Raw genomic sequence first — 11983 nt, forward strand, 5'->3', positions numbered from 1 at the left:
GGTGTAACGGGGAATGCCGCTGAGAAATTGAGCGGTAACAGGTTAGGGACGATTAACCATCATGGTTGAACTTGAAATAGACGGCAAGAAGGTGCAGGTGCCCGAGGGCAGCATGGTGATCCAGGCTGCGCAGCGCGTGGACACGTACATTCCGCACTTCTGCTATCACAAGAAGCTGTCGATCGCGGCCAACTGCCGGATGTGTCTCGTCGATGTCGAAAAGATGCCGAAGGCCGTGCCCGCGTGCGCGACGCCGGTGTCGCAAGGCATGGTCGTGCGCACGACGTCGGACAAGGCCGTGCAGGGTCAGCAAGCCGTGATGGAATTCCTGCTGATCAACCACCCGCTCGATTGCCCGATCTGCGATCAGGGCGGCGAGTGCCAGTTGCAGGATCTGGCCGTCGGTTACGGCAAGTCGGCGTCGCGCTTCAGCGAAGAAAAGCGCGTCGTGTTCCACAAGAACGTCGGCCCGCTCATCTCGATGGAAGAGATGTCGCGCTGCATCCACTGCACGCGCTGCGTGCGCTTCGGCGACGAGATCGCCGGTGTGATGGAGCTCGGCATGCTCGGTCGCGGCATGCACTCGGAAATCAGCACCTTCCTCGGCAAGACCGTGGATTCGGAACTGTCGGGCAACATGATCGACCTGTGCCCGGTCGGCGCGCTCACGAGCAAGCCGTTCCGCTTCTCGGCGCGTACGTGGGAACTGTCGCGCCGCAAGTCGGTGAGCCCGCACGATTCGACCGGTGCGAACCTCGTCGTGCAGGTCAAGAACAACCGCGTGATGCGCGTGCTGCCGTTCGAGAACGAAGCCGTCAACGAATGCTGGATCTCGGACAAGGATCGTTTCTCGTACGAAGGCCTGAACGCGGAAGACCGCCTCACGCGCCCGATGATCAAGCAGGGCGGCGAGTGGGTGGAAACCGACTGGCAGACCGCGCTCGATTACGTGGTGAAGGGCATTCGCGGTATCAGCGACGATCACGGCGAAAACATGCTCGCCGCGCTGGTCAGCCCGCATAGCACCCTCGAAGAACTGCATCTCGTGAAGCAGCTCGCGGACGCGATCGGCACGCCGAACGTCGACTTCCGCCTGCGTCAGAGCGACTTCTCGGCGCCGCTCGAAGGCGCGCCGTGGCTCGGCACGAAGATCGCCGATCTGTCCTACGCGGACTCGGCTTTCGTTATCGGTTCGTTCCTGCGCCGTGACCACGCGCTGTTCGCCGCGCGTCTGCGCCAGGCTGCGAAGGGCGGGGCGCAGGTGTCCTTCCTGAACGCGACGGCCGATGGTTCGCTGATACCGAACGCACAACGCATCGTCGCTGCGCCGTCGGCATGGCTCGACGAGCTCGCTGCGATCGCTGCCGCCGTCGCTGAAGCGAAGGGTGTGGCACTGCCCGAAGGTTTCGCCGGCGCGCAAGCGACTGACGCCGCGAAGCAGGTTGCCGCCTCGCTCGCGAGCGGCGAGCGCCGCTTCGTGCTGCTCGGCAACGCCGCGGTCCAGCATCCGGAATTCTCGCGTCTGCACGCTGCTGCGCAGTTCATCGCCGACACGACGGGCGCGACGCTCGGTTTCCTGAGCGAAGCCGCCAACACGGTCGGTGCGCACCTCGTGGGCGCACTGCCGGGCCGCGACGGTCTGAACGCACGCGAAGTGTTCGAGCAGCCGCGCAAGGGTTATCTGCTGTTCAACGTCGAACCCGAATTCGACACGGTCAACCCGGCTGCCGCCCGCGCCGCGCTCGCGCAGGCCGAAATGGTCGCCGTGTTCTCGCCGTTCAAGACCGGCCTCGACTACGCCGACGTGCTGCTGCCGATCGCGCCGTACACGGAAACGTCGGGCACCTTCGTCAACGCCGAAGGCACCGTGCAGACCTTCAACGGCGTCGTGCGCCCGCTCGGCGACACGCGTCCGGCCTGGAAGGTCCTGCGCGTGCTCGGCACGCTGATGGGCTTGTCCGGCTTCGAATACGACGCCGCTGAAGAAGTGCGCCGCAAGGCAATCGGCGACGGCAGCTTCGACGCGCGTCTGTCGAACAAGGCCAGCGCCACGGTCGCGCGCGGCAGCGTCGCGAAGGCGGCGGAAGGCCGCTTCGAACGTATCGCTGACGTGCCCATCTATCACGCCGATCCGATCGTGCGCCGCTCCGAAGCGCTGCACCTCACGACGGCCGCTCGCGTGGCGAACACGGTCGGCCTGCCGGCTGCGCTGTTCGACCAGCTCGGTCTGAAGGAAGGCGACGCGGTGCGCGTGCGTCAGGGCGAGCTGTCGGTGACGGCGCCCGCGACGCGCGATGCGAATCTTGCGCCGACGGCGGTGCGCGTGTCGGCGGCGACGCCGGCCGGCGCGCAACTCGGCAGCCTGTTCGGTGAACTGCTGGTGGAGAAGGCGTAAATGAGCTTGTTCGATACGATCAATGCAGGCGGCAGCCAGCTGCTCGGCGTGGCGTGGCCCACGGTGTGGGCGCTGGTGCGCATTCTCGTCGTCTCGGTGGTGATCCTGCTGTGCGTGGCCTACCTGATCCTGTGGGAGCGCAAGCTCATCGGCTGGATGCACGTGCGTCTGGGCCCGAACCGCGTCGGCCCGGGCGGTCTGCTGCAGCCGATCGCCGACGTCCTGAAGCTGTTGCTCAAGGAAGTGATCCAGCCCGCCCAGGCGAGCCGCTGGGTCTACATGGTCGCGCCGATCATGGTGGTGGTGCCGGCCTTCGCGGTCTGGGCGGTGATTCCGTTCCAGGCGGGGGCGGTGCTCGGCGACATCAACGCGGGTCTCATCTACGTGATGGCGATCTCGTCGTTCGGCGTCTACGGCGTGATTCTCGCGGGCTGGGCTTCGAACTCGAAGTATGCGTTCCTCGGCGCGATGCGCGCCGCGGCGCAGATGGTCTCGTACGAAATCGCGATGGGCTTCGCGCTCGTCGTGGTGCTGATGGTGTCGGGCAGCCTGAACCTCTCGGACATCGTCCAGAGCCAGATGCACGGTCGTTTCGCGAACTGGGGCATCACGTTCCTCTCGTGGAACTGGCTGCCGCTGCTGCCGATGTTCGTCGTCTACTTCATCTCGGGCCTCGCCGAAACCAACCGTCACCCGTTCGACGTGGTGGAAGGCGAGTCGGAAATCGTCGCGGGTCACATGGTCGATTACTCGGGGATGGGCTTCGCGCTCTTCTTCCTCGCCGAGTACATCAACATGATCGTGATCTCGGCGCTGGCTTCCACGCTGTTCCTCGGTGGCTGGAGCGCGCCGTTCAGCTTCCTCGATTTCATCCCCGGCGTGTTCTGGCTGGTGTTGAAGGTCTTCTGCCTTCTGTCGGTCTTCATCTGGGCCCGCGCGACGTTCCCGCGCTACCGCTATGACCAGATCATGCGTCTTGGCTGGAAAGTGTTCATTCCGGTGTGCGTCGTGTGGCTGATCGTGGTCGGTTTCTGGTATATGTCGCCGCTGAGCATCTGGAAATAAGGGGCGAAAGAAACATGACCGCTATCCAAAACTTCTTCAAGACGTTCTTCCTGACCGAGCTGCTCAAGGGCCTCGCGCTGACGGGTCGTTACACCTTCAAGCGCAAGTTCACGGTGCAGTTCCCGGAAGAGAAGACCCCGATGTCGCCGCGTTTTCGCGGTCTGCACGCACTGCGCCGCTATGAAAACGGCGAAGAGCGCTGCATCGCGTGCAAGCTGTGCGAAGCCGTGTGCCCGGCGATGGCCATCACCATCGAATCGGACGTGCGCGCCGACAACACGCGCCGCACGACGCGCTACGACATCGATCTGACCAAGTGCATCTTCTGCGGTTTCTGCGAAGAGAGCTGCCCGGTGGATTCGATCGTCGAAACGCACATTCTCGAGTATCACGGCGAGAAGCGTGGCGACCTGTACTTCACCAAGGAAATGCTGCTGGCTGTCGGCGACCGCTACGAAGCGCAGATCGCGGCAAACAAGGCAGCAGATGCACCGTACCGTTGATCTTCAGTTTGACGCTGCATCGGCCCGCGGTTCGGGCCGGCTGCGGGGCACGCCTGCGCCTGAAATCGCGGCGACCCTGCATGCCGACCCTCGCGGCGCGGCGCTCCCTGGTCTGGCCGCCAGTTTGCGCTGCGCAATCCGCCTTATGATGGCCTCAACGATGAACCAGTAATCATGGAATTCACGACCGTCCTGTTCTACATCTTCGCCTTGTTGCTCACGCTATCAGGGATGAAGGTGATCACCTCGCGCAACCCCGTCTCGTCGGCGCTCTTTCTCGTGCTCGCGTTCTTCAACGCGGCCGCGGTATGGATGCTGCTGGAGGCCGAGTTCCTCGCGATCCTGCTGGTGCTCGTCTACGTGGGCGCGGTGATGGTGCTGTTCCTGTTCGTGGTGATGATGCTGGACATCAACGTCGACGTGCTGAGCCGCGACTTCAAGCGCTTCATCCCGGTCGCGACCATCGTGGGCGCGATCATGGTGGTCGAAACCGCGCTGATCCTCTGGCACGGTTATGGCGCGACCACGTCGCCCGTGGCCGACACCTCGGCCGCGGCTGCGTCGTCGATCTCGAACACGCATCTGATCGGCAAGATCATCTACACCGACTACATCTTCGCGTTCGAAGTCGCAGGCCTCGTGCTGCTGGTGGCGATCGTCGCGGCGATCGGCCTGACCGTGCGCGAGCCGAAAGACAGCAAGCGCCAGGACGTGTCGAAGCAGGTCAGCGTGCGTCGCCAGGACCGCGTGCGCCTCGTGAAGATGCAGGCCGTGGTCGAAGTGCCGGAAGTCGAGGAAGCCGCGTCGGCCGATGCCGCTGCAGCCGCCCCGGCGGCGCAGGGTGCCGCGCCGGCCGCGCCCGCAACAAAGAGCTAAGCGCGAAGGAGCGAACCACCATGTTGACCCTGGCCCATTACCTCGTCCTCGGCGCGATCCTGTTTGCGATCTCGATCGTTGGTATCTTTTTGAATCGGCGCAACGTCATCATCATCCTGATGGCGATTGAGCTGATGTTGTTGGCGGTGAACACGAACTTCGTTGCGTTCTCGCATTATCTCGGTGACGTTCACGGACAGATTTTCGTGTTCTTCGTGCTTACAGTTGCGGCGGCGGAAGCAGCAATTGGTCTGGCTATTCTTGTGACTCTGTTCCGCAGCCTCGACACGATCAATGTCGAGGATCTCGATCAGCTCAAAGGCTAAGGCAGGCGGTTATGGCTACGACACTCAACGAAAACTTGCTGCTGGCGATTCCGCTGGCTCCACTCGCCGGCTCGCTCATCGCGGGTCTGTTCGGCAAGACAGTGGGGCGCGCTGGCGCACATACGGTCACCATTCTCGGCGTCGCGATTGCGTTCGTGCTCTCGTGCATGACGTTCTTCGACGTGCTGGGTGGTGCGAGTTTCAACGCGACCGTCTACGAATGGATGTCGGTCGGCGGCATGAAGTTCGAAGTGGGCTTCCTCGTCGACTCGCTCACGGCGCTCATGATGATCGTCGTGACCTTCGTGTCGCTGATGGTGCACATCTACACGATCGGCTACATGGCGGAAGAAGAGGGCTACCAGCGCTTCTTCTCGTACATCGCGCTCTTCACGTTCTCGATGCTGATGCTCGTGATGGCCAACAACTTCCTGCAGCTGTTCTTCGGCTGGGAAGCGGTGGGTCTGGTTTCGTACCTGCTGATCGGCTTCTACTTCAAGCGTGAAAGCGCCATCTACGCGAACATGAAGGCGTTCCTCGTGAACCGCGTGGGTGACTTCGGCTTCCTGCTGGGCATTGGTCTCCTGCTCGCGTACGGCGGTTCGCTGAACTACAACGACGTGTTCGCGAAGGGCCACGAACTCGCCGCGCTGACGTTCCCGGGCACCTCGTGGAACCTGCTGACGGTTTCGTGTATCTGCCTGTTCATCGGCGCAATGGGTAAGTCGGCGCAGTTCCCGCTGCACGTCTGGCTGCCCGATTCGATGGAAGGCCCGACGCCGATCTCCGCGCTGATTCACGCGGCAACCATGGTGACGGCCGGTATCTTCATGGTCGCGCGTATGTCGCCGCTGTTCGAACTCTCGGACGCCGCGCTCTCGTTCATCGTCGTGATCGGCGCCATTACCGCGCTGTTCATGGGCTTCCTTGGCATTGTGCAGAACGACATCAAGCGCGTGGTCGCGTACTCGACGCTCTCGCAGCTCGGCTACATGACGGTGGCGCTCGGTGTCTCGGCTTACCCGGTCGCGATCTTCCACCTGATGACGCACGCGTTCTTCAAGGCGCTGCTGTTCCTTGCCGCGGGCTCGGTCATCATCGGTATGCACCACGACCAGGACATGCGCAACATGGGTGGCCTGCGCAAGTACATGCCGATCACGTGGATCACCTCGCTCGTCGGTTCGCTCGCGCTGATCGGCACGCCGTTCTTCTCGGGCTTCTACTCGAAGGATTCGATCATCGACGCCGTGAAGCTCTCGCACCTGCCAGGTTCGGGCTTCGCGTACTTCGCGGTCGTGGCGAGCGTGTTCGTGACGGCGCTGTACTCGTTCCGCATGTACTTCCTCGTGTTCCATGGTGAAGAGCGCTTCCGCGGTCCGAAGCATCCGGAATCGCCGATGGCGATCGAAGCAGCCCACGGCCACGGCGATCACGGTCACGACGATCATCACGTGCACGTGCCGCACGAGTCGCCGTGGGTGATCTGGCTGCCGCTCGTCCTGCTCGCAATTCCGTCGATCATTGCCGGCGCCTACGCGATCCAGCCGCTGCTGTTCGGCTCGTTCTTCCAGAGCGGCGTGGCGTTCGACAAGGTGATCTTCATCGGCCAGAACCATCCGGGTCTGACCGAGATGGCCGAAGAGTTCCAGGGTTGGGCCGCGATGGGCGCGCATGCGTTCTCGGGCGCTCCGGTGTGGCTCGCACTCGCGGGTGTGGTGGTGGCGTGGTTCTTCTACATGAAGCGCCCGGATCTGCCGGCCGTCGTGCAGCGCACGTTCGCACCGGTCTACAAGCTGCTGGCAAACGCGTATTACCTCGACAAGATCAACGAAATCGTCTTCGCACGCGGAGCAGTCGCTATCGGTCGCGGTCTGTGGAAGGAGGGCGATGTCGTCGTGATCGACGGCGTCGTGAACGGGAGCGCCAAGTTTATCGGCTGGTTTGCAACTGTCATTCGTTTCCTGCAATCCGGCTATATCTATCACTACGCATTCGCCATGATCATTGGCATGCTTGGCCTCCTTACCCTGTTTGTAACGCTCAGCGGCAAATAAGGCGAGGAAACGCATGCACGCAACCCCGATTCTCAGTATTGCGATCTGGATGCCGATCATCTTCGGCATCATCGTTTTAGTAGTGGGTTCCGACCGGAACCCGGGCCGAGCCCGCTGGCTCGCGCTCATCGGTTCAGTGCTTAGTTTCCTCGTTACGCTTCCGCTCATCTCGGGCTTCGACACCACCACGGCTGCGCTGCAGTTCGAGGAGAAGTCGCTCTGGATCGACCGGTTCAATATTGCCTATCACCTGGGCATCGACGGCATCGCGATGTGGTTCGTGGTGCTCACGGCGCTCATTACCGTGATCGTGGTGATCGCGGGCTGGCAGGTCATCAAGGAAGACGTCGCGCAGTATTTCGCCGCCTTCCTTGTCCTGTCGGGTCTGATGATCGGCGTCTTTTGCGCCGCCGATGGCCTGCTGTTCTACGTGTTCTTCGAAGCCACGCTGATCCCGATGTACATCATCATCGGGGTGTGGGGCGGCCCGAACCGCGTGTATGCGGCCTTCAAGTTTTTTCTGTACACGCTGGCCGGCTCGCTGTTGATGCTGATCGCGTTGCTGTATCTCTACCGCGTGACGGGTACGTTCGAACTCGCCGCCTGGCAGGACGCCAAGCTTGCGATGACGCCGCAGATTCTGCTGTTCATCGCGTTCTTCTTCGCGTTCGCCGTCAAGGTGCCGATGTTCCCGGTCCACACGTGGTTGCCGGACGCGCACGTCGAAGCGCCCACGGGCGGTTCGGTGGTGCTGGCTGCCATCATGCTCAAGCTCGGCGCGTACGGTTTCCTGCGTTTCTCGCTGCCGGTCACGCCGGACGCGAGCCACTACCTGGCGCCGGGCATTATCACGCTGTCGTTGATCGCGGTGATCTACATCGGCCTCGTGGCGATGGTGCAGTCGGACATGAAAAAGCTGGTCGCGTATTCGTCGATCGCCCACATGGGCTTCGTCACGCTCGGCTTCTTTATGTTCGGCCCGTCGAGCCAGCTCGCGGTCGAAGGCGGGATCATCCAGATGATCTCGCACGGCTTCGTCTCGGGCGCCATGTTTCTGTGCATCGGGGTGCTGTATGACCGCATGCATACGCGTCAGATCGCCGATTACGGCGGCGTCGTCAACACGATGCCGAAGTTCGCGGCGCTGGCCATGCTGTTTGCGATGGCCAACTGCGGTTTGCCGGGCACCTCGGGATTCGTCGGCGAATTCATGGTGATTCTGGCGGCTGTGAAGTACAACTTCTGGATCGCATTCGGGGCGGCGTTCACGCTGATCCTGGGCGCGGCCTACACGTTGTGGATGTACAAGCGGGTGTACTTTGGCGCGGTCGCGAACGATCATGTCCGCGAGCTGAAGGACATCAACTGCCGCGAATACGGGATTCTCGTGGTACTCGCGCTGTTTACGCTTTTCATGGGCATCTACCCGAAGCCCTTTACCGATGTGATGCACGTTTCCGTGGAAAACCTCCTCTCCCACGTCGCAGTGTCGAAACTGCCGCTGTCACAGTAATACCGAGCGGAGGAACAAAAGATCATGCCAAACGCCCCTATGAACGCTCTGCTACCCGATGCGCTGGTACTCGCCGGCATCATCGTCGCGTGGCTCAACGACACGTTCTCCGGTCCTTCGGGCCGGCGCACGACCTATCTCATCGCGCTGCTGACGACGGTCGTCGCCGGCATCTGGTTCGCGGTGAACGCGTTCGACCCGCACGTGAACTACTACTTCACGCGCATGTACGTGATCGATCCGTTCGCCAGCGCGATGAAGTCGGTGGTCACGCTCGGTTATGCCGTGTCGATCGTGTACTCGCGCAAGTACCTCGAAGACCGTGACCTGTTCCGGGGCGAGTTCTTCCTGCTTGGCATGTTCTCGCTGCTCGGCCAGATCGTCATGATCTCGGGCAACAACTTCCTCACGCTGTACCTCGGCCTCGAGCTGATGTCGCTCTCGCTCTACGCGCTGATCGCGCTGCGCCGTGACGCCTCGCAGTCGAACGAAGCGGCCATGAAGTACTACGTGCTGGGCGCGCTCGCTTCGGGTTTCCTGCTCTACGGTATCTCGATGCTGTACGGCGCGACCGGCTCGCTCGATCTGTCCGACGTGTTCAAGGCGGTCGCCTCGGGCCATATCAACGACATCGTGCTGCTGTTCGGCGTGGTGTTCGTGGTCGCGGGCGTGGCGTTCAAGATGGGCGCGGTGCCGTTCCACATGTGGGTGCCCGACGTCTATCAGGGCGCACCGACGGCCATGACGCTGCTCACCGGCGGCGGCCCGAAGGTGGCGGCCTTCGCGTGGGCGGTGCGTTTCCTCGTCATGGGTCTGCTGCCGCTGGCCGTGGACTGGCAGGAAATGCTGATCATTCTCGCGGCGCTGTCGATGATCGTCGGCAACATCACGGGTATCGTCCAGCGTAACGTCAAGCGCATGCTGGCTTACTCGGCCATCTCGAACATGGGCTTCGTGCTGCTCGGCCTGCTGGCCGGCATCGTCGACAACAAGGCGACGGGTGCGGCGAGCGCGTACAGCTCGGCCATGTTCTACAGCATCGTCTACCTGATCACGACGCTCGGCGCGTTCGGCGTGGTGATGATGCTCGCTCGCCACGATTTCGAAGCCGAAACGCTCGACGACTTCAAGGGCCTGAACCATCGCAGCCCGATGCTAGCGTTCGTCATGATGCTCGTGATGTTCTCGCTCGCCGGCATTCCGCCGACGGTCGGCTTCTACGCGAAGCTCGCCGTGCTCGAAGCCACGATGAACGCCGGCCTGACCTGGCTTGCGATCCTCGCCGTGGTGACGTCGCTGTTCGGCGCGTTCTACTACCTGCGTATCGTCAAGCTGATGTATTTCGACGCGCCGCAGGACAGCTCGCCGATCGAAGGCCACGCGGCCAATCGCACGCTGCTGACGATCAATGGCGTGGCCGTGCTCGTGCTCGGCATCGTGCCGGGCCCGCTGATGTCGCTCTGCTTGCAGGCCGTCACGCACACGCTGCCGCTGTAATGTCGGCAGCCGGTTGGTTTATCGTGTTGTTGGCGCTCGCGGGCGCCAACCTGCCGTTTCTCAATCAGCGTCTGCTCGGCATCATGCCGATGCGCGCGCCCAGAAAGAGCGCGTGGATCCGCATCGTCGAGCTGATCGTGCTGTATTTCGTGGTCGGCGCGTTCGGCTTCCTGCTGGAAGCGCGCGCCGGTAACCGCTTTGACCAGGGCTGGCAGTTCTACGCGATCACGTTCAGTCTTTTTGTCGTGTTCGCGTTTCCCGGCTTCGCCTGGCAATATCTCGTCAAACGCCGTCCGGCGTGATGCACGCGCCTCGCAAGAGCGGGGCGCTGCATTTTCCGAAGAATATTCAATTGCATCGCGGTTTTCCGCGCCTCTCCATTCCGATCCTCCCGAGGTTGAACATGGCTGCTGAAGATCAGAAACACGACCCGGCGCTCGCCGAGACGTGTGTGGAAAGCAAGACGCTCCACGCGGGCAAGTTCCTCACGCTCAAGTGCGACACGGTGGCCTTGCCCGACGGCAAGCACGCCACGCGGGAATACGTCCAGCATCCGGGCGCGGTGATGGTGATCCCGCTGTTCGACGACGGCCGCGTGCTGATGGAACGCCAGTACCGTTACCCGCTCGCACGGGTGATGACCGAATTCCCCGCCGGCAAGCTCGATCCGCAGGAAGGCGCGCTCGCCTGCGCGAAACGCGAACTCAAGGAAGAGACCGGCTATGAGGCGCGCGAGTACATCTATCTCACCAAGATCCATCCGGTGATTTCGTACTCGACCGAGTTCATCGACATCTATCTCGCGCGCGGCCTCACGGCGGGCGAGTCGAAGCTCGACGATGGCGAATTCCTGGAAACCTTCACGGCGACGCTGCCCGAACTGCTCGACTGGGTCCGCGAGGGCAAGATCACGGACGTGAAGACCATCATCGGCACGTTCTGGCTTGAAAAGGCGCTGTCCGGTAGCTGGCCGCTCGCGCAGCCGGAGTAAGCCACGCAGATTTTGTGCGAGACGGCTTCAAACATCTCGAAGACGGCGGCCCGCAAGGCCGCCGTCTTCACATCGGCGACACAATTTTGCTTCAGGCAAAGGCAAGCGGCGCGTCTCGCACGGCGCTACAATCGACCACCGGTCGCCGGACGGTGTGCAGGCGTGTTTTCGCTCCGCCCAGAAATCCGCTCGACATTGGTGTTTTCCCCGTCGAGAAATTTTACGAACGATCGTTCAGAAATTTTCGTTTTGCGATAAACTTCAACGCAAGCCTTGATTCCCCATGAAGGTCCTCGATTTACAGTGCCCAGACGGCCATCGGTTTGAAGGCTGGTTCGCTTCCGCTGACGATTTTGAATCGCAGCTTTCGCGCGAGCTGGTCGCCTGCCCGATGTGCGGCGCCACCCATGTGACCCGCGTGCCGTCGGCGCCCCGGCTGAATCTGTCGGGTGCGAGCGAGGCGCCGTCCGCTGCGGCGGGCCAGGCATCCCATGCCGGGCCGGCTGCGCAGTGGCAGGCGCATGCGTTGCGCGCGATTCGCGAGGTCCTGGAGAAAACGGAGAACGTAGGCGACCGTTTCGCCGAGGAAGCCCGGCGCATGCACTACAACGAAGCGCCGGCGCGCAATATTCGCGGCGTCGCTTCCGCGGAGGATGCGCGAGCCCTTGTCGAAGAAGGCATCGATGTGATGCCGCTGCCGGTACCGGCCGCGTTGAAGGATCCGCTCCAGTAACCATGCGGGTCTTCGTCGCGGCTCGGG

The 11983-nt window shown here is 62.4% G+C and carries 11 protein-coding genes; all 11 read left to right on the forward strand.

All coding sequences use genetic code 11. The features are described from left to right. Positions 1-61 precede the first annotated feature (61 nt). The 11 genes from nuoG (at position 62) to U5782_RS06825 (ending at position 11956) form a co-directional block, all read left to right on the forward strand. Positions 62-2395: an NADH-quinone oxidoreductase subunit NuoG gene (gene nuoG / locus U5782_RS06775; protein WP_322043034.1), complete on the forward strand. Its 2334-nt coding sequence runs from the start codon at positions 62-64 to the stop codon at positions 2393-2395. Next, on the forward strand, positions 2396-3460 hold the full coding sequence (gene nuoH / locus U5782_RS06780) for an NADH-quinone oxidoreductase subunit NuoH (RefSeq protein ID WP_322043035.1): 1065 nt from the start codon (positions 2396-2398) through the stop codon (positions 3458-3460). A gap of 14 nt (positions 3461-3474) precedes the next feature. Continuing rightward, positions 3475-3963 carry an NADH-quinone oxidoreductase subunit NuoI gene (gene nuoI, locus U5782_RS06785; RefSeq protein ID WP_322043036.1) on the forward strand — a complete coding sequence of 163 codons (489 nt, stop codon included), beginning with the start codon at positions 3475-3477 and terminating at the stop codon, positions 3961-3963. Between the two features lie 174 nt (positions 3964-4137). Continuing rightward, entirely contained in the window at positions 4138-4839 is a 702-nt protein-coding gene (locus U5782_RS06790; protein WP_322043037.1) for an NADH-quinone oxidoreductase subunit J, read from the forward strand. Positions 4840-4859: 20 nt separating this feature from the next. Continuing rightward, complete coding sequence (gene nuoK / locus U5782_RS06795; RefSeq protein WP_006052894.1) at positions 4860-5165, forward strand: NADH-quinone oxidoreductase subunit NuoK; 306 nt, start codon at positions 4860-4862, stop codon at positions 5163-5165. Between the two features lie 11 nt (positions 5166-5176). Beyond that, positions 5177-7222, forward strand: coding sequence for an NADH-quinone oxidoreductase subunit L (gene nuoL, locus U5782_RS06800; RefSeq protein WP_322043038.1), 2046 nt, complete (start codon positions 5177-5179; stop codon positions 7220-7222). 13 nt (positions 7223-7235) lie between these two features. After that, positions 7236-8735 carry an NADH-quinone oxidoreductase subunit M gene (locus tag U5782_RS06805; protein ID WP_322043039.1) on the forward strand — a complete coding sequence of 500 codons (1500 nt, stop codon included), beginning with the start codon at positions 7236-7238 and terminating at the stop codon, positions 8733-8735. Positions 8736-8759: 24 nt separating this feature from the next. Beyond that, positions 8760-10232: an NADH-quinone oxidoreductase subunit NuoN gene (gene nuoN / locus U5782_RS06810; protein WP_322043040.1), complete on the forward strand. Its 1473-nt coding sequence runs from the start codon at positions 8760-8762 to the stop codon at positions 10230-10232. Continuing rightward, entirely contained in the window at positions 10232-10534 is a 303-nt protein-coding gene (locus tag U5782_RS06815) for a DUF2818 family protein (RefSeq protein ID WP_322043041.1), read from the forward strand. The genes nuoN and U5782_RS06815 overlap by 1 nt, the downstream gene beginning before the upstream one ends. Positions 10535-10635: 101 nt before the next feature. Further along, entirely contained in the window at positions 10636-11223 is a 588-nt protein-coding gene (locus tag U5782_RS06820; protein ID WP_322043042.1) for an NUDIX hydrolase, read from the forward strand. Between the two features lie 283 nt (positions 11224-11506). Further along, positions 11507-11956 (forward strand): DUF1178 family protein, encoded by a 450-nt coding sequence (locus U5782_RS06825; RefSeq protein ID WP_322043043.1) that lies wholly within the window; start codon positions 11507-11509, stop codon positions 11954-11956. Positions 11957-11983: the final 27 nt, after the last annotated feature.

The sequence above is a fragment of the Paraburkholderia sp. J67 genome, from assembly GCF_905220265.1.
Classification (GTDB): domain Bacteria; phylum Pseudomonadota; class Gammaproteobacteria; order Burkholderiales; family Burkholderiaceae; genus Paraburkholderia.